Annotated in this window: 17 protein-coding genes; 6 read left to right on the forward strand and 11 right to left on the reverse strand. The window is 73.8% G+C overall.

Annotated elements, in window-relative coordinates; translation table 11 throughout:
• From Q8R60_02765 to Q8R60_02775, 3 genes are all read left to right on the forward strand, one after another.
• Nucleotides 1-289, forward strand: a 289-nt coding sequence (locus Q8R60_02765) for a hypothetical protein (protein MDP3711394.1), incomplete at its 5' end; no start/stop codon positions are given.
• A 103-nt stretch (nucleotides 290-392) separates the two neighbouring features.
• Nucleotides 393-902, forward strand: a complete 510-nt coding sequence (locus tag Q8R60_02770; protein ID MDP3711395.1) for a hypothetical protein — start codon at nucleotides 393-395, stop codon at nucleotides 900-902.
• Nucleotides 899-1,318, forward strand: coding sequence for a ferritin-like domain-containing protein (locus Q8R60_02775; GenBank protein ID MDP3711396.1), 420 nt, complete (start codon nucleotides 899-901; stop codon nucleotides 1,316-1,318). Before Q8R60_02770 ends, Q8R60_02775 begins: the two co-directional genes overlap by 4 nt.
• A 216-nt stretch (nucleotides 1,319-1,534) precedes the next feature.
• Here Q8R60_02775 and Q8R60_02780 read toward each other — a convergent pair whose 3' ends face one another.
• Genes Q8R60_02780 through Q8R60_02790 form a run of 3 tightly spaced genes read right to left on the reverse strand, consistent with a single transcriptional unit; the run spans nucleotide 1,535 to nucleotide 4,457 of the window.
• Entirely contained in the window at nucleotides 1,535-2,218 is a 684-nt protein-coding gene (locus Q8R60_02780; GenBank protein MDP3711397.1) for an HAD-IA family hydrolase, read from the reverse strand.
• Nucleotides 2,219-2,253: 35 nt separating this feature from the next.
• Entirely contained in the window at nucleotides 2,254-2,733 is a 480-nt protein-coding gene (locus tag Q8R60_02785) for an aminoacyl-tRNA deacylase (GenBank protein MDP3711398.1), read from the reverse strand.
• Nucleotides 2,733-4,457 (reverse strand): proline--tRNA ligase, encoded by a 1,725-nt coding sequence (locus Q8R60_02790; GenBank protein MDP3711399.1) that lies wholly within the window; start codon nucleotides 4,455-4,457, stop codon nucleotides 2,733-2,735. The genes Q8R60_02785 and Q8R60_02790 overlap by 1 nt, the downstream gene beginning before the upstream one ends.
• A gap of 173 nt (nucleotides 4,458-4,630) precedes the next feature.
• Here Q8R60_02790 and Q8R60_02795 point away from each other — a divergent pair, with 173 nt between their 5' ends.
• Nucleotides 4,631-5,971 carry a S8/S53 family peptidase gene (locus Q8R60_02795; GenBank protein ID MDP3711400.1) on the forward strand — a complete coding sequence of 447 codons (1,341 nt, stop codon included), beginning with the start codon at nucleotides 4,631-4,633 and terminating at the stop codon, nucleotides 5,969-5,971.
• Here Q8R60_02795 and Q8R60_02800 read toward each other — a convergent pair.
• Nucleotides 5,968-8,079 (reverse strand): bifunctional polysaccharide deacetylase/glycosyltransferase family 2 protein, encoded by a 2,112-nt coding sequence (locus Q8R60_02800; GenBank protein MDP3711401.1) that lies wholly within the window; start codon nucleotides 8,077-8,079, stop codon nucleotides 5,968-5,970. The genes Q8R60_02795 and Q8R60_02800 overlap by 4 nt on opposite strands.
• A complete protein-coding gene (locus Q8R60_02805) occupies nucleotides 8,076-8,654 on the reverse strand; it encodes a hypothetical protein (protein ID MDP3711402.1) in 579 nt (192 codons plus the stop codon). Before Q8R60_02805 ends, Q8R60_02800 begins: the two co-directional genes overlap by 4 nt.
• A 105-nt stretch (nucleotides 8,655-8,759) precedes the next feature.
• Here Q8R60_02805 and Q8R60_02810 point away from each other — a divergent pair, with 105 nt between their 5' ends.
• Together Q8R60_02810 and Q8R60_02815 are read left to right on the forward strand one after the other, a co-directional pair.
• Nucleotides 8,760-9,353 carry an antibiotic biosynthesis monooxygenase gene (locus tag Q8R60_02810; GenBank protein MDP3711403.1) on the forward strand — a complete coding sequence of 198 codons (594 nt, stop codon included), beginning with the start codon at nucleotides 8,760-8,762 and terminating at the stop codon, nucleotides 9,351-9,353.
• A 10-nt stretch (nucleotides 9,354-9,363) separates the two neighbouring features.
• The gene (locus Q8R60_02815) at nucleotides 9,364-10,113 is read left to right on the forward strand and encodes a peroxide stress protein YaaA (GenBank protein ID MDP3711404.1); all 750 of its coding nucleotides are present in this window, start codon (nucleotides 9,364-9,366) and stop codon (nucleotides 10,111-10,113) included.
• Between the two features lie 111 nt (nucleotides 10,114-10,224).
• Here Q8R60_02815 and Q8R60_02820 read toward each other — a convergent pair whose 3' ends face one another.
• The 6 genes from Q8R60_02820 to rlmN form a co-directional block, all read right to left on the reverse strand.
• Nucleotides 10,225-11,763, reverse strand: coding sequence for an aldehyde dehydrogenase family protein (locus Q8R60_02820; protein ID MDP3711405.1), 1,539 nt, complete (start codon nucleotides 11,761-11,763; stop codon nucleotides 10,225-10,227).
• 138 nt (nucleotides 11,764-11,901) lie between these two features.
• The gene (locus Q8R60_02825; protein MDP3711406.1) at nucleotides 11,902-12,744 is read right to left on the reverse strand and encodes a GNAT family N-acetyltransferase; all 843 of its coding nucleotides are present in this window, start codon (nucleotides 12,742-12,744) and stop codon (nucleotides 11,902-11,904) included.
• Nucleotides 12,745-12,886: 142 nt separating this feature from the next.
• Nucleotides 12,887-14,023 carry a flavodoxin-dependent (E)-4-hydroxy-3-methylbut-2-enyl-diphosphate synthase gene (gene ispG / locus Q8R60_02830; GenBank protein ID MDP3711407.1) on the reverse strand — a complete coding sequence of 379 codons (1,137 nt, stop codon included), beginning with the start codon at nucleotides 14,021-14,023 and terminating at the stop codon, nucleotides 12,887-12,889.
• A gap of 14 nt (nucleotides 14,024-14,037) precedes the next feature.
• The gene (locus Q8R60_02835) at nucleotides 14,038-15,267 is read right to left on the reverse strand and encodes a site-2 protease family protein (GenBank protein MDP3711408.1); all 1,230 of its coding nucleotides are present in this window, start codon (nucleotides 15,265-15,267) and stop codon (nucleotides 14,038-14,040) included.
• Complete coding sequence (gene dxr, locus Q8R60_02840; GenBank protein ID MDP3711409.1) at nucleotides 15,261-16,439, reverse strand: 1-deoxy-D-xylulose-5-phosphate reductoisomerase; 1,179 nt, start codon at nucleotides 16,437-16,439, stop codon at nucleotides 15,261-15,263. Before dxr ends, Q8R60_02835 begins: the two co-directional genes overlap by 7 nt.
• Nucleotides 16,436-17,527 carry a 23S rRNA (adenine(2503)-C(2))-methyltransferase RlmN gene (gene rlmN / locus Q8R60_02845; protein ID MDP3711410.1) on the reverse strand — a complete coding sequence of 364 codons (1,092 nt, stop codon included), beginning with the start codon at nucleotides 17,525-17,527 and terminating at the stop codon, nucleotides 16,436-16,438. The genes dxr and rlmN overlap by 4 nt, the downstream gene beginning before the upstream one ends.
• Nucleotides 17,528-17,593: the final 66 nt, after the last annotated feature.

A 17,593-nucleotide genomic window follows, 5' to 3' on the forward strand; every position in this document is an offset into this window, starting at 1 on the left:
CCTCGGCAAGGCCACCAAGGACGACGCCAAGGTCACCAAGGCCAAGGCCGACCTCGACGGCTACCGCACCTCCTTCGGCGAGCTCATCAACTCCGTCGTCCCGGAGCTGCCGGCCATGACCGTGGCGGACGCCCTCACCCCGCACGTCGCGACCCTGTTCACCGCCATCGACGCCGTCGTCGCCGGTGACCCGACCGCCTTCGCGAAGCTCCAGACCGCGTCGACGCACATGCCCGACACGGCCGCCGCCCTCGCGGGTGGCATCGCGGAGAACAAGAAGCTGGCCTAGTCAGCCCCCGCACCCCCCGCACGACACCGAGGGCGTCCTCCCGCACAGGGAGGGCGCCCTCGGCGCCTGCCCCGGGCTAACCGCCGGACTACCTTGGCTGACCATGCGCCTGACCCGCCGCACGCTGCTGCTGAGCGGCGCCCTCCCGCTCGCCGCGTGCACCGACGCGCCCGCACCGCAGCCCGCCCCCGTCGACCCCGACATCGCCCTGCGCGACGCGGCCGCCGCGCGCGAAAGGCGACTGCTCCAGGAGTACGACGCAGCGCTCGCCGCCGTGCCGTCCCTCGCGGCGGTGCTCGCTCCGCTGCGCGCCGACCACGTCGCCCACCTCACCGCCCTGAGCCCGACCGGCACTCCCTCCCCCGGCCCGCCCTCCCCCGGCCAGACGTCGACGCCCACCCCCGCCGGCTCGTCCTCTGGTCCGCTGCCCGCCGCCGCGCTGCCGACCGCGGCACCCGCGCGACGGGCCGCGGTCCTCGCCCGCCTCGTCGCCGCCGAGCGGGCCGCCGCGACCGCCCACGCCACCGACGCGCTCGCCGCCTCGACCGCGCTGACCGGGCTGCTCGGCCAGCTGTCGGCCTGCGAGAGATCGCACCCCGTGGTGCTGGTGTGAGCGACACCGACCTGCTGACCGCGGCGCTCGTGGCCGAGCACGCCGCGGTCTACGGCTACGGCGTGCTCGGCGGCCGGCTCGACGACGAGACCCGCGCGGCCGCGCGCACCGCCTTCGACAGCCACCGCAACCGGCGCGACCTGCTCACGGCGGCCCTCACCGAGCGGGGCGCCGAGGCCCCGGTGACGCAGGCGGCGTACGACGTGGTGGTCCCCGACCGCGCGGGTGCGCTGCTGCTGGCCGTCCGGCTCGAGGAGGGCCTGTCGCAGCGCTGGCGAGACCTGCTCGCCGGCACCGACGACGTCGAGCTGCGCCGGCTCGCGCTGGCCGGGCTGAACGAGACCGCGGTGCGCGCGACCCAGTGGCGGGTCCGCGCGCGCGTCACCCCCGCGACCGTGGCCCTTCCCGGCGCCTGACCGCCAAGCCCCCACCCCCAGGCCCCCGACCCCCAAGCCCCCGACCCCCGAGCCCCGGCCTCAGTCAGCGCAGACCGGTCCGAACTGCTTCCAGTCCCGCGAAGCACCCCCGCCCCCCACGCTCAACCGGCCCGGTGCACGGCCGCACCACCTGGAGGTGGAAGCAGTGCGGATCGGTGCGGCCCGGTCACCGGCGGCCGGCTCAGCAGCGCTGGGTCAGGGGGACCAGGAGGCGACGAGGTCCGCGAGACCGGCGAGGTCGGGCAGCGAAGCGTCGGGCACGACGTCGAAGGGCTCGACCGGCCGGCCCGTGAGCAGCACCGTGCGCATCCCGAGGGCCTGCGCGCCGGAGACGTCGTCGCGCGGCCGGTCACCGACGAAGACGCACTCGGCCGGGTCGACGCCGAGCGCTGCGGTGAGGGCCAGGAAGGCCTCGGGGTGCGGCTTCATGTGGGCCAGCTCGCTGGTGTAGACCCGCGCGTCGAGCAGGTCGAGCAGCCCCGCGTCAGCCAGCCAGCGGTCGTGCAGGGCCCGCGGCCAGTGGGTGTTGGACAGCAGCCCGGTGCGCAGCCCGCGGTCCCGCAGCGCCGTCAGGCACGCCACCGCGTGCGGGTCGTGCGCGACCGTGACCTCCCAGGCACCGTGGTACGCCGAGAGCGCGCCCGCGACGTCGAGGTGCGTCTCGGCCGCGACCGACCGCACGATGGCCTCGGTCGTCCCCGAACCGGTCCCGTCACCCGCACTGACCCGGCTGCGCCACCAGTGCAGCTCGGCCTCGAGCAGGGCGGCGGCCACCGGCTCGGGGTCGGTCGGGGCGAGCACCCGGGCGGCGGCCCGCCACATGTCGAGCAGGTCGACGTCGACGTGCGTCGACAGCGTGCCGCCCCAGTCGAAGAGCACGGCCCTCGCCGGCCGGGAAGTCGTCGGACCACCGCTCATCGCGCGAGGTCCGCGAGGACGGCGCCGGTCAGCCGCAGCAGGTCGCCGGGTGCGATCTCGAGCGACAGCCCGCGGCGGCCGGCGGAGACGTGCACGGTGTCCCACAGCTCGACGGTCTCGTCGACGGCGGTGCGGTGCGGCGCCCGGTGACCGAGCGGGCTGATGCCGCCGACGACCATGCCGGTGGCCCGCTCGGCGCGCGCCGGCTCGGCCATCGCTGCCCGCTTGCCGCCGAGCGCCGTGGCGAGCGCCTTGAGGTCGAGCGATCCAGCGACCGGCACGACCCCGACGACGAGCTCGCCGTCGAGGTCGGCGAGCAGCGTCTTGAACATCCGCTCCGGCTCGACGCCGAGCGCCGCGGCGCCGGCCTCGCCGTAGCCGCCCGGGTGGTCGGCGGGGACCTCGTAGGCATGGAGCACGTGCGCCACGCCCTCCCGGTCGAGCACCACCGTCGCGGGGGTCCCCTTGCCGGCCATCAGGCCCCGCGCACCTCGGACACGACCTCCGCGACGGCGTCGGCCATCGCGACCGACCGCGACGAGCCGGACCGCCGGTCCCGGATCTCGACGGTGCCGTCGGTCGCGAGCGTCTTGCCCACGACGACGTAGGTCGGGGTGCCGATCAGCTCGGCGTCCTTGAAGGCCACCCCCGGGCTGACCTTCTTGCGGTCGTCCAGCAGCACCACGAGCCCCGCGGCCTCGAGCCCCGCCGCCAGGGCCTCGCCGCCCTCCTGCTGCTCGCCCTGCCCGGCGACGACGACGTGCACGTCGATCGGCGACACGGAGCGGGGCCAGACGAGGCCCTTCTCGTCGTAGGACTGCTCGGCGATCGCTGCGACCGCACGCGAGACGCCGATGCCGTAGGAGCCCATCGTGACGCGGACCGGCTTGCCCTCCGGACCGAGTACGTCGAGCGAGAACGCGTCGGCGTACTTGCGTCCGAGCTGGAAGATGTGGCCGATCTCGATGCCGCGGTCGATGGTGAGCGGCGAGCCGCAGCGCGAGCACAGGTCGCCCTCGCGGACCTCGGCCGCGGGGATGGTGCCCTCGGGCTCGAAGTCGCGGCCCATGACCACGTCGGTCGCGTGCTTGCCCGCCTCGTTGGCGCCGGTGACCCAGGCCGAGCCCGGCACGACGAGCGGGTCGACGAGGTAGCGGGTCCCCTCGGGCAGGCCCTGCGGGCCGATGTAGCCGCGGACGAGCCCGGGGTGGTTGGCGAAGTCGTCGAACGGCAGCACCTCGGCCGGCGTGACGTTGGCCTCGAGGCGCTTGAGGTCGACCTCGCGGTCACCCGGCAGACCGACGACCAGGACCGACGTCTCACCGGTCGGCTGGCGCAGGGTGACGACGACGTTCTTGAGGGTGTCGCCGGCGGTGATCTCGCGGCCGAGGCCGCGGAAGTGCTCGACCAGGCTGTCGATCGTCGGAGTGTCCGGGGTGTCGTGGACGGCCAGCGCGGGCTGGGTCGCGGGGTCCTGCGGCGCGGCGGCCTTGACCTCGACAGCCTCGGTGTTGGCGGCGTAGTCGCAGGAGGTGCAGGCGACGAAGGTGTCCTCACCGGTCGGTGCCTTGGCGAGGAACTCCTCCGACGCGCTGCCGCCCATGGCGCCCGACACGGCGGACACGATGCGGTAGTCGAGGCCGAGCCGCTCGAAGGTCGCGACGTAGGCCTGGCGGTGCAGCTCGTAGGAGCGCGCCAGCCCGGCGTCGTCGAGGTCGAAGGAGTAGCTGTCCTTCATCACGAACTCGCGGCCGCGCAGGATGCCGGCGCGCGGACGCGCCTCGTCGCGGAACTTCGTCTGGACCTGGTAGAGCATGACGGGCAGGTCCTTGTAGGAGGAGTACTCGCCCTTCACCAGCGTGGTGAAGACCTCCTCGTGCGTCGGCCCGAGCATGTAGTCCGCCTTCTTGCGGTCCTGCAGCCGGAAGACGTTGTCGCCGTACTCCGTCCAGCGCCCGGTGGCCTGGTAGTACTCCGCCGGCACCAGCGCGGGCAGGAGCACCTCCTGCGCGCCGATGCGGTCCATCTCCTCGCGCACGACCTGCCCGACCCGGTTGAGGACGCGCAGGCCGAGCGGCAGCCAGGTGTAGACACCGGGCGCGACGCGGCGCACGTAGCCGGCGCGGACCAGCAGCTTGTGGCTCGGGACCTCCGCGTCCGCCGGGTCTGCGCGGAGGGTGCGCAGGAACAGCGTGGACATGCGGAGCACGGGAGCCACCTCGATCAGGGAGTACGACGGGATCGGTCGAGCCTATCGACGGCGCGGGCGCGGGTCGTCGGAGTTGTCGTCGAGCGCGCCCGGCAGGTGCGGGCGCGGCTGTGGCGAACTCCTCCTGAGAGCCCCTGTCCCGACCGGCCGTCCCGGAGCGCCCTGTGCCCGCACCCCGTCTCGTCCTCGCCGCTGCCGCGGCCGTGCTCGCGCTGCCCACGGCGGCCGCGACCCTGCCGACCGCGACCGCCGCTCCCGCTGCGGTCCCGCGCGTCGTGGTCGCCGACATCGACACCGGCGTCAACCCCTACCACGAGGCCTACTACGCGGGCGGCGGTCCCTACAAGGGCCGCAAGGGCCCCTCCAGCGTCACGCCGGCGGTGCTCAAGGAGTTCGGCATCGGCCCGTCGCAGGTGCTGAAGGTGACCCGCACCGGGTCCTTCGCCGAGGACCGCGCGCGCGACATGGCGATGTGGGACAAGGTCGAGCCCGGCAAGCCGTACTGGTTCGCGGGCACCAACGTCATCGGCATCTCCTTCGAGCCGAAGACTGCGACCTCGACACCGATCCTCGCCGACCCGGGCGACACCCACGGGGTGGGCACGACCTCGGCGGTCCTCAACGCCAACCCCGACGCGGTCGTCGTCCTCGTCGAGAGCTTCGGCGAGGCCAGCGAGGAGTGGGCCTTCAACCACCCGGCCGTCGACATCGTGACGACCAGCTACGGCATCCCCGGCAGCCCGCCCGGCATGGGCCACCTCGCCAGCAGCTACACCGGCACCGTCCTCAAGGGCAAGCTGCACTTCGGTGCGGCCGACAACTCCCCCGCCGGCTCGCCGCCCGACGGCACGTCCGGCCCGTGGTGGACCATCGGCGTCGCGGGCTTCCACGAGGACACCAGCGGCGGGCGCGAGACGCTGTCGGGCAACTTCGTCGACGTCGTCGCCGACTTCACCCAGACGCTGCCCTACTGCGTCGACTGCGAGACCGGCACCCGCTCGGCGAGCGGCACGTCGTTCGCGACGCCGCGCAGCGCGGGCACCGCCTCGCTGGTGCTGCTCGAGGCCCGGCGCAAGGCCGGCCACCGGGGCGGCCCGCTCGTGCGTCCGGACGGCGCCTCGCTCATGGTCTCCGGCAAGGGCCGCCAGATCACTCCCTGGCAGGTGCGTCGTGCGCTGGAAGAGGGTTCCGCGTACCCCTCGATGAGCGGCTACGACGCCGCGTCGGCGCTGCTCGACGACACCGGCGCGATGCCCGTCGCGGACGCGGCGCCCTACGTCCAGATCGGCTGGGGCGTGCTGTCGACCAGGACGGAGTACGCCGTGGTCGCCGAGTCGCTGGCGCACCTCGGGGTGCGGGGCACGCCGACCCGCACCAAGAGCGACGCCGCGTGCGACTACATGACCGCGCAGCACGACGCCCGCGTCGCCTACTGGGACACCCTCATCCCGTCGAGCGAGTCCTTCCTCACCGGCTTCGACCCCTACGTCGCCTGCCGCGACTAGGGAGCGCCCGCGGGCACCAGGTCGCTGTCGACGCCGGTGCGCTCGAGCTTGTGCCAGGGCAGCCGGACCCCGCTCGCCGCGGCGACCACCGACTGGATGACCACGAGGTACATCAGCTGGCGGTAGACGACCTGCTGCAACGGCAGCGCCCACAGCGGCCGCAGGCTCTCGCCGTCGAGCCGCAGCGCGTAGGCGGCGGACACGACGCCGAGCAGCTGGAAGGCCGTCCAGAAGGCGAGCACCTCGACGGCGTCGCCGGCGAGCAGGCCGTAGACGGCGAAGACGTCGACGACCGGTGACAGCAGGGCGAGCAGCACCTGGACGGTGAGCATGTAGGGGATCCCGAGCAGACCGAGGCTCGACCGCTCCCGGACCGCGCCCCGGTGCTTCCAGACGCACTGCAGGGTGCCGTAGGCCCAGCGGTAGCGCTGCCGCCACAGGTCGCGGAAGGTCAGCGGCGCCTCGGTCCAGGCACGGGCCCGCTCCTCGTAGACGACGCGGTAGCCGGCCCGGGTGATGGCCATCGTGATGTCGGTGTCCTCGGCGAGGGTGTCGGTGCTCATCCCGCCGGCTGCCGCAAGAGCCGCGCGCCGGAAGGCCCCGCTGGCACCCGGGACCGTCGGGATGCAGCCGAAGAGGTCGAGCATCCGGCGGTCGAGGTTGAAGCCCATGACGTACTCGAGGTGCTGCCAACGACCGAGCAGCCCGTGCCGGTTGCCGACCTTGGTGTTGCCGCTGACCGCACCGACCCGCGGGTCCTGCAGCGGCTGGACCAGCCAGCGCACCGTCTCGGGCTCGAAGACGGTGTCACCGTCGAGCATGACGAGCAGGTCGTGCCGGGCCTCACGGGCACCGCGCGCGAGGGCCATCGCCTTGCCCGCGTTGGCCTGGCGGACCACCCGCACCCCGGTCAGTCCCTCGCGGGCGACCAGCGCCTCGACGAGCTCGGGGGTGCCGTCGCTCGAGCCGTCGTCGACCACCACGACCTCGAGCGGGCCGGTGTGGTCGCTCGCGACCAGCGACCGCACGGTCGCCTCGATGCCGACCGCCTCGTCGTAGGCCGGCACGAGGACGCTGACCCCCGGCGCCCAGGTGCCGTCACCGACGCGAGCCCGGGCGGTGCGGACATGGCGGCCGGCGAGCCCGACGACGAGCAGGGTGCGCAGCAGCATGAGCGCACCGATGGGCAGGACCAGCCAGGTGACGGCGGTGACCAGCGCACCGGAGGCGGCGACGGCGAGCAGCAGCGCGTCGCCCTGCAGGACGGTGACGCGGCCGGCCCGGGCGAGCCCGGCCTGGGCAGGCAGGCCCAGACCACCCGACACGGTCGTGAAGGAGTGACCCGCGGCGCGGTGGGAGGCGATGACCGCGGGCAGGGCAGCGATCGTCTGCGCGCGGTCGCCGCCACCGTCGTGGAGCAGCAGGACGGTGCCGTCGTCACCGGTGGGGGCGAGCGCCTGCTCGACGGCCGTCGACCCGGGTCGCTCCCAGTCGCGGGCGTCCTGGTCGGCGAGGACCACGAGGTAGCCGTCGCCGGTGGCGCGCGCCACCACGGCGAGCTCGTCGGTGTCGAGCGCACCGGGGGTGGAGCTGTAGGGCGGTCGGACGAGCGCACTGGTGCGGCCGGTCGCGCCCGCCAGACCGAGCTGGGTCAGCGACAGCTCGAGGCGCGCGCGCCACGACGACAGCTCCGACAGGTCGCGGTGGCTCCAGGTGTGCAGGCCGACCTCGTGCCCCTCGCGGACGGCCCGGCGCACCAGCTCGGGGTGCGCGGACAGCTGGGCACCGGTGACGAAGAAGGTCGCGGGCACGCCCTCGCGGCGCAGCAGGTCGAGGACCGCGGGGGTCCACTCCGGGTCCGGGCCGTCGTCGAAGGTGAGCGCCACCGACCGCGGCTCGAGCGGGCGCGAGGCGAGCCCGTCACGGCCGTCGTAGGCCACCGCCGACCCACCCGACAGGGGCGCGGACTCGCGGGCCGCGCTGCCGGTGCCCGACCGGCTGCCCTCGGTGAGGCCCTGCAGCAGGAGGGCACCCACGAGCGCGAGCAGCAGCACGACCAGCACGCCCCAGTGCGCCTGCGGGCGGCGCGCGGCGCGCCCACCGGTCATGCGCCGGGGCCCTTGGTGGGTCGGTCGGTGGGTCGGCGCGAGGGCGTTGCGGAGGGCTTGCCGCTGCCCTGGCCGTTGTTGGTCGGCGTCGCGGCGGACTGCCCGGGCGGCGTGCTGGGCGCGCTGCCCGGTTCCGTGGGGGTCGGGCTCGGCGCCGCGGTCGTCCCGCCACCAGGAGCACCGGTCGGCGCCGTCGTCGGCCCACCGGTCGGCGCCGTCGTCGCCCCGGCGGTGGACGCGGGGGCTCCCGGTGAGGCGCCTGCGTCCGACCCGGACTGGCCCGGCGGCGGGTCGGTGGGTCGCGGCGTCGGTGCCGGGCCGGTCTGCTCGAGCACGTCCTGCGGGTCCCCGCTGCCACCCTCCCCGTCACCGAGCTGCGCCGGCCCGACCTCGGGCAGGGCACCCCGCAGGCCGGGCACCGCGAGCCGCGACAGCCCCGGCGGGCCGACCAGCGCAGCGACGAGCAGCAGGAGGTACGCCGAGACGAGCACCGTCACGGCCCACCCGGTGAGGCGCAGCCAGGCCGCCCGGCGCCCGGTGGCGTCGACGAAGACGTGGCGTGGCTGCTCCGACACGACCCTCCGACCTCTCGACGGTGCCGGGCGGACCGTCGCGAGGTGCGACTGTGGGGTCGGCCACTCGACGGCTCCGGCAGGGCTCCCAGCCCCGAGGATAGGTGCATGAGCGAGCCCACCCCTGCCACCGCCGGCGCGGTCACCGTCACGGTGACCAGGCGGGCCGCCCCCGAGCGCGGCCCGGAGGTGCTGGCCTGGCTGCGCGCCGGCAGGTCGCTCGTCGAGCAGTTCCCCGGCTTCCTCGGCATCGGCTGGGTCAAGCCGACCGCGGCCAGCCCCGACTGGCACGTGCTCTACCGCTTCAGCGACGCCGCCCGGCTGGCCGCCTGGGAGCGCTCCGACCAGCGGGCGTGGTGGCTCGGGTCCGCGCAGGGGCTGGTCGAGGAGACCCGCACCGAGAAGCGCACCGGCATCGAGGGCTGGTTCGAGCCCGCCGACACCGTCGAGGTCGCGGCCCCGAAGGGCCCGCCGCGCTGGAAGCAGGGCACCGTCATCTGGCTGGGCTTCTTCCCCGTCAACGTCGTGATGGCGCTGCTGCTCGGCCTGGTCACCGACGACGTGCCGCTCGTGCCGCGCATCGCGATCACCAGCCTCGCGTGCACCCCCGTGATGGTCTACGTCGTGCTGCCGCGGCTCACCCGCGCGCTCGGCTGGTGGCTCCAGGGGGCACCGCCGCCGTGGCGACGCGGCCGCGGCTAGCCTTCGTCGCGTGCTCGTCCTGCTGCCCCCGTCGGAGACCAAGGCGGCCGGTACCGACGGCCCCCGGCTCGGCCTCGCGACGCTGTCGTTCCCGGAGCTGACCCGCACCCGCAAGTCGCTCGTCGCGGACCTCCAGCGGCTCGCCAAGACGCAGCCCGCCGAGCTGTCCCAGGCGCTCGGCCTGTCGGCCGGTCAGGCCGGCGAGCTCGCCCGCGACCGGGTCCTCACCAGCGCCCCGACCCTGCCGGCGCTCGAGGTCTACACCGGCATCGTCTACGACAACCTCGACTACCCGTCGCTGCCCGCGGACGCCCGCCGCCGGGCGGACGCCTCGCTCGTCGTGGCGTCGGCGCTGTTCGGGCTGCTGCGGCCGACGGACCGCATCCCGGCGTACCGGCTGTCGGGAGGCACCGTCCTCCCCGGTCACGGGGGGCTGGGAGGTCGATGGCGACCTGTCCTCGAGCCGCTGCTCGCCGCGCGCGACGAGCTCGTCGTGGACCTGCGCTCCGGCGACTACGCCAAGCTGGCGCGGGTGCCGGGCGCCGTCGAGGTGCGGGTGCTGCGCGACACCGATGGCCGGCGCACCGTCGTCAGCCACGACAACAAGTGGACCAAGGGCAAGCTCGCGCGAGCGCTGTGCCTCGACGCGGTCACGACGGTCGCCGACGTGGCCGAGGTGGGCCGTTCGGTCTGCGACGCGGTCGAGGTCGACGGGTCGCGCGTCGACCTCCTGCTGCACGGCCTGGCCAGCGCCCGCTGACCGCCCCCGCGCTCCCTCAACCTTCCGCATGTGCGCCGGTGTCGGCGCTACCAGGCCTCGGTAGCGCCGACACCCGCGCACAAGGCGGGGGTTGAGGGGGGTGGCGAGGGGTCAGACCTTGTCGGGATAGAGGGAGTACGACGGGAAGTTGCCGTAGAGCTGGCCGTCGCCCTCGGTGACGGCCTGCACGAGCAGGTCACCGCCGACGAAGGCGCCCTTCCAGGACGCGCCCTTGCCACCGAAGACCTCGTCGCGGTCACCGCGGCTGCGCGGCTTGTTGAGGCCGACCTTGAAGGCCTGCAGCTGCTCACCGACCCGGGCGCCGAAGTCGGCGTCGTCGGTCGCGACGGAGCCGACGAGGGCACCGTTGGAGGCGTTCATCGCCGCCAGCAGCTCGTTCTCGGTGTCGACGATGATGACGCTGTCGAGCGGACCGAAGGGCTCGGCGTGGTGCAGCGCCCAGTTGGTCGGCGGTGACAGCACCGACGCCGGAGCGACGTAGGCGGAGGTGTCCTGGCCGTCGAGGAAGCGACCGTCGGTGAGGTCGCCGCGGTAGAGCGGGATCGCGCCGCCGCGGACCGCGGCCTCGTAGTGCTCCCGCAGCTCGGCGGCCTTGGTGGCGTGGATGACCGGGCCGAAGTCGAGGTCGGGCAGCGGGTCGAAGGAGGTCTCCACCGCGAGCGGGTGGCCGAACTTCAGCGACTGCACGACGGGGAGGTACATCTCGAGGAACTCCGGGAACAGCTCGCGCTGCACGACGTAGCGCGGGTAGGCGGTGCAGCGCTGCTTGGCGTACTCGAAGCCCTTCTTGAGGTGGCCCGCGAGGTCGGACCAGCCGCTGAAGTCCCAGATGCCCCAGGTGTTGAGGCCCTCCTGCTCGAGGAAGTGCCGCTTGCCGGTGTCGGCCAGCGTCGTCGCGGCCTTGCGGCCGTTGGCACGGCCGCCCACGAAGGCCAGCGCGCCGATCTCGGGGGCGCTGATGAGCGCGTTGCCGAGCGAGGACCCGACGCCGGACAGCAGCGTGACCGGCAGGCCCTGCCGCTTCATGATTGCGTGGGCGAGGGTGAGGGTGTGGAAGCCGCCCTGGCTCGGGGTCTTGGCGACGACCGCGTTGCCCGCCAGCGCCTGCACGAGCTCGGCGTGGACCTGCACCGACATCGGGTAGTTCCACGACGCGATGTTGCTGACCGGGCCCGGCAGCGGGGTGCGTCCGGCGAGCTGCCGCTCGATCTCGCCGAGGTACCAGTCGACGCCGTCGAGCGCGCGGTCGACGTCGGCGCAGGCGAGCCGCCAGGGCTTGCCGATCTCCCAGACCAGCAGTAGGGCCAAGGTGTCGCGGTGCTCGCGCATCTCGGCGACGGCCGCCGCGACCTTGGCCTTGCGCTCGTCGAGGTCGACCTCGCCCCAGGCCTTGTGCTCGCCGGCGGCCTGGGCGACAGCGGTGACCGCGTCGTCGTGGCTGATGCGGGGCGGGCCCTGGATCGGGCTCCCGTCCACGGGCGTCACGTGCTCGCCGGGGTCGCCGACGCGCTTCCACTCACCGCCGATGAGGTTGAGGATGCGGTCCGCGTCGAAGGCCTCGGGCGCTGCGCTGCGGGCGCGGGCGTAGACCTCGTCCCAGGACGTGCCGGGCTTGAGCGAGAGCGTCACGTAGGCACCTCTTCGTCGTACAACGGGCTCGTGTTTCAGCGGGCCGGATCCCGCACCTTGGACTGCCTTCCCCGTCCGGGGCAAGTCGGCACCGACGTGACGATGGACACCGCGTCCCAGGTCGTGGGACGGGGTAGGTCAGAACAGCACGCTGGCGAACGTGCCGACCTGGTGGAAGCCGACCTTGTCGTAGCTGCAGCGCGCACCGGTGTTGTAGTCGTTGACGTAGAGGCTGACGACCGGGGCGATGTCTCGCTGGGCGATCTCGACGACCGTGGCGGTGCCAGCCGTGCCGATCCCGCGGCCGCGCAGCGAGGGGTGGACCCACACGCCCTGCACCTGGCTGGCGCTCGACGTCGCCGCCCCGATCTCGGCCTTGAACAGCACTGCCCCGCTCTCGATCCGGGCGAACGCCCGACCCTGCGCGACGAGCTCCTCGACCCGTGCGCGGTAGAGCGCACCGCCGTCGCCCAGCAGGGGCGAGACGCCGACCTCCTCGGTGAACATCGCGACACAGGCAGGCAGGAGTACGTCGACCTCGTCGCGCCGGACCCGGCGGACCAGCGGGTCGGCCGCCACGAGGGGTGGGCCGTCGATCGCGAGCAAGGGCTGGGTGTCGCGCACGTCGCGGGCCCGGCCCCACGACGACTGCAGCACCTGCCACATCGCGGCGACCGCGTCCGTCGGGCCGACGATCGACGAGCAGCGCCGGCCCTGCCTGCGGGCCCGCTCGGCGAAGGCCCGCGCCGCGTCGGGGCTCGCCTGCACCGGGACGAGGTTGGCCCCGGCGTAGCACAGGGCCTCGAGCCGACCGCGATCGCCGGTGCCCCACACCTCCGCGCCGAGCCGCCAGCTCACGAGCCCCGCCGCCTCGATCCTGCTGGCAACGAAGACGTCGGCCACCGGGTCGCGCGACAGCAGCGCCAGGACGTCGGCGAGATCGCGCTCGTCGAGGAGCCGCACCCCCGACGTCCTCAGCATGGACGGAGCGTAGGCGAGCAGACCCCTTCCGCGCGGCACGAGCGGACCACCACCCCGCACGATCGTCAGGTGGTCTGCTCACGACACGCCGGCGCGGCGCGTGCAGACCCCCTGTTGATCTCCGGCGAGGGGGTGTGGCGGGTCAGGGGGCGGCGACGACGGGGGTGCCGGAGGGGCCACCGGCCACGCGGTAGTCCTCGGCGAGGCGGAGCGCCTCCTCGATGAGGGTCTCGACGATCTGCGCCTCGGGCACGGTCTTGATGACCTCGCCCTTGACGAAGATCTGGCCCTTGCCGTTGCCGGACGCGACCCCGAGGTCGGCCTCGCGGGCCTCCCCCGGGCCGTTGACGACGCAGCCCATGACGGCCACGCGCAGCGGGACGTCGAGGCCCTCGAGGCCGGCAGTGACCTGCTCGGCGAGGGTGTAGACGTCGACCTGGGCGCGGCCGCAGGACGGGCAGGACACGATCTCGAGGCCGCGCTGGCGCAGGTTGAGCGACTCGAGGATCGCGAGACCGACCTTGACCTCCTCGACCGGCGGGGCCGACAGCGAGACGCGGATGGTGTCGCCGATCCCCTCGGCCAGCAGCGCCCCGAAGGCGACCGCCGACTTGATGGTGCCCTGGAAGGCGGGGCCGGCCTCGGTGACACCGAGGTGCAGCGGGTAGTCGCACTGCGCGGCGAGCTGGCGGTAGGCCTCGACCATGATCACCGGGTCGTTGTGCTTGACCGAGATCTTGATGTCGCGGAAGTCGTGCTCCTCGAACAGCGAGCACTCCCACAGGGCCGACTCGACCAGCGCCTCCGGGGTGGCCTTGCCGTACTTCGCCATGATGCGCTTGTCGAGCGAGCCGGCGTTGACACCGATCCGGATGGGCGTGCCCGAGGCCGCGGCGGCGCGGGCGACCTCGCCTACCTTGCCGTCGAACTCGCGGATGTTGCCCGGGTTGACGCGCACGGCCGCGCAGCCGGCGTCGATCGCGGCGTAGATGTACTTCGACTGGAAGTGGATGTCGGCGATCACCGGGATCGGCGACTTGCGGACGACCTCGGGCAGCGCCTCCGCGTCGACCGGGTCGGGGACCGCCACGCGCACGATCTGGCACCCGGTCGCGGTGAGCTCGGCGATCTGCTGCAGCGTCGCGTTGACGTCGGCCGTGACCGTCGTCGTCATGGACTGCACGCTGATCGGGGCGTCACCGCCGACGGCGATCGAGCCGACCTGCAGCTGGCGGCTGACGCGGCGCTTGGCCAGCACCGGCGGCGGCAGGGCAGGCATGCCCAGGGGGATCGTCACGGCTCGAGGGTGATGGGGTTGACGATGTCGGCTCCCGCGATGAAGACGGTGAAGACGATGAACAGCATGGCGACCGCGTAGGTGAGCGGCAGCAGCTTGTTGTAGTCGACGCGCTGCAGGTCGCCGGCGTAACCGCGCAGCCGGCGCAGCCTGTCGCGGACCTGCTCGAAGAAGACGACCGCGATGTGGCCGCCGTCGAGCGGCAGCAGCGGCAGCAGGTTGAAGACCCCGACGAACAGGTTGAGGCCGGCGATCAGCAGCACGAACTGCAGCACCTTGATGCTGACCTCCTCGTCGGCGTTGACCACCTCCCCACTGATGCGCCCCACCCCGACGACGCCGACCGGGCCTGCCGGGTCGCGCTCGTCGCTGTAGACCTTGGTGACGGTCTTGAGCTTGGTGGTCAGCGCCTCGTAGGTCCCGACGACCATCGTCTGCAGCGTCGTGCCGGTCTGCTCGACCGCGTCGACGAAGCCGACCCGCTCCGTCGTCAGCCGCGAGCCGACCCCGATGGCACCAGCCTGGACGTTGTAGCTCGAGTCGTTGAGGTTGGGCCGCGACACCGGGGCCGGCGTCACGGTCAGCGGGAGCTGCTCGCCGTCGCGCTCGACCACCAGGTCGAGCGGGGTCCCGGGCCGCGCCCGGACCGCCTCGACGAACTCGCGGTAGGTCGCGATCGGCGCGCCCGCGACGCTGACGACCCGGTCGCCCGCCTGGATCCCGGCCGCCGCCGCCGGGCCGGGCACGGTCGCGCCCGCGGCGCAGCCGTCGATGTCACCGACCGCGCCGTCAGCGGTCACCGTGACCGGGACGCAGGCCGAGGGCGCGGACAGGATCGGGCGGGTCGAGTCGACGACACCGATCGCCCAGCAGGCCCCGAAGACGAGGACGACGGTGATGATGAAGTGCATGGTGGAGCCGGCGGCCAGGACGACGGTCTTGCGCCGGGCCGGCTGGCGGTAGAAGGCGCGCTCCTCGTCGCCGGGCTCGAGCTCCTCGAGCGGTGTCATGCCGACGATCTTCACGAACCCGCCCGCGGGGATGGCCTTGACGCCGTACTCCGTCTCGCCCCTGGTGCGCGACCAGATGGTGGGGCCGAAGCCGACGAAGAACTGCGTGGCCTTCATGCCGTAGCGGCGCGCGGTGAAGAAGTGGCCCGCCTCGTGCAGCGTGACCGACACCAGCAGAGCCACGAAGAACGCGAACGCGCCCAGCGCGATCAGCACGAGTCCTCCCCTACGAGCAGCCGGGCACTCGCCCGGGCAGCGTTCTCACTGTCCAACACATCGACCAGGTCCGGGCGTTCCCTGAACTCGTGCTCGGCGACGACCCGGGCGACGGTGTCGACGATCGCGGGGAAGGCCAGGCGTCCCTCGAGGAAGGCGGCCACGCACACCTCGTTGGCAGCGTTGAGGACCGCCGGGGCCGTGCCGCCACGCTCGCCGGCCTCGCGGGCCAGCTGCACCGCGGGGAAGCGGACCTCGTCGAGCGGCAGGAAGTCCCAGCGCTGCGCCACGGTCCAGTCGACCGGCGGGATCGCGTCGGCGACTCGGTCCGGCCAGCCGAGCGCGAGCGCGATCGGCAGCCGCATGTCGGGCGGGCTGACCTGCGCGAGCGTCGAGCCGTCGGCGAACTCCACCATCGAGTGCACGATCGACTGGGGGTGCACCACGACGTCGATGTCGGCGTAGGGCACGTCGAAGAGCAGATGGGCCTCGATGAGCTCGAGCCCCTTGTTGACCAGGGTCGCGCTGTTGACCGTCACCACCGGACCCATGTCCCAGGTCGGGTGGGCGAGCGCGTCGGCCGGGGTGACGCCGGTGAGGTCGTCGCGCTCGCGGAAGGGCCCGCCCGAGGCGGTCAGCACCAGCCGGCGCAGCTCGGAGCGCCGGCCGCCGCGCAGGCACTGCGCCAGCGCGGAGTGCTCGCTGTCGACGGGGACGAGCTGGGAGCGGTACGGCGTGACGAGCGGGCCGCCGGCGACCAGGGACTCCTTGTTGGCCAGCGCCACGGTCCGCCCGGCCTGCAGGGCGGCGAGGGTCGGGGCGAGCCCGACCGAGCCGGTCATGCCGTTGAGGACGGTGTCGCACGGCCAGGCCGCGAGCTCGGTCATCGCGTCGGGGCCGGCGAGGACCTTGGGCAGCCGGAAGTCGCCGCTGGACCAGCCGCGCCTGGTCGCCTCGGCGTAGAAGGCGAGCTGCAGGTCCTGGGCGGCGGTGGCCCGCGCGACCGCCACGACCTCGACCCCGAGCTCGAGGGCCTGGGCGGCGAGCAGGTCGACGCGGCCGCCCCCGCCGCCGAGCCCGACGACCCGGAAGGCGTCGGGGTTGCGGCGTACGACGTCGATCGCCTGGGTCCCGATCGACCCGGTCGCGCCCAGCAGGACGAGGTCCCTCACGAGTCCCCCTCGACCGGCACCGCCGCGAGCTGGCCGCAGGCGCCGGCGATCTCGCGGCCGCGGGTGTCGCGCACGGTGGTCGCCACGCCCGCTGCCCGCAGGCGGCGTACGAACTCGCGCTCCACCGGCTTCGGCGAGGCGTCCCACTCCGAGCCGGGCGTGGGGTTGAGCGGGATGAGGTTGACGTGCACGAGCTTGCCGGCGAGCCGCTTGGCGAGCAGGTCGGCGCGGTGCGGCTGGTCGTTGACGTCGCGGATGAGGGCGTACTCGATCGACAGCCGCCGCCCGGTCTCGCGGGTGTAGCCGAAGGCGGCCGCGAGCACCTCCTTCACCGGCCAGCGGGTGTTGACCGGAACGAGGGTGTCGCGCAACTCGTCGTCGGGGGCGTGCAGCGACAGCGCGAGGGTGACCTGCAGACCCTCGCGGGTGAGCTTCTCGATGGCCGGCACCAGCCCGACGGTGGAGACGACGACGCTGCGCTGCGAGATCCCGAGGCCGTGTGGCTGCGGGTCGGTGATGCGCCGGACCGCGGCCACGACGCGGGAGTAGTTGGCGAGCGGCTCGCCCATGCCCATGAAGACGACGTTGGAGACCCGGCCGCCGCGGGCCTTCTCGACGCGCTCGGCGGCGACGACCTGCTCGACGATCTCGGCGGTCGACAGGTTGCGGGTCAGGCCCTGCTGGCCGGTCGCGCAAAACGGGCAGGCCATGCCGCAGCCGGCCTGGCTGCTGACGCACACGGTCGTGCGGTCGGCGTAGCGCATGAGGACCGACTCGACGAGCGTGCCGTCGTGGCCGCGCCACAGCGTCTTGACGGTCTGGTCGTCGTCGCAGGAGATGTCGCGGACGGTCGTGAGCAGCGGCGGCAGCAGGCTGCCCAGCTTGTCTCGCAGCGCCGGCCCGAGGTCGCTGCCGGTGGTCGCGCCGAAGTAGTGCCGCGAGAGCTGGTCGGCGCGGAACGCCTTCTCGCCCAGGGCCTCGACGGCCGCACGGCGACCGGCGGTGTCGAGGTCGGCGAGGTGGGTCGGGGGCAGCCCGCGCTTGGGCGCGTCGAAGACGAGGGGAAGGGGGGCGCGGGAGGCGGTCACAGCACCATCAGGGTACGTCGCACAGCGCTCACCGACCCCTCGTGGCGGTCGGAGCCCTCCCTGCGG

The sequence above is a fragment of the Mycobacteriales bacterium genome (genome assembly GCA_030697205.1).
GTDB lineage: Bacteria > Actinomycetota > Actinomycetes > Mycobacteriales > SCTD01 > JAUYQP01.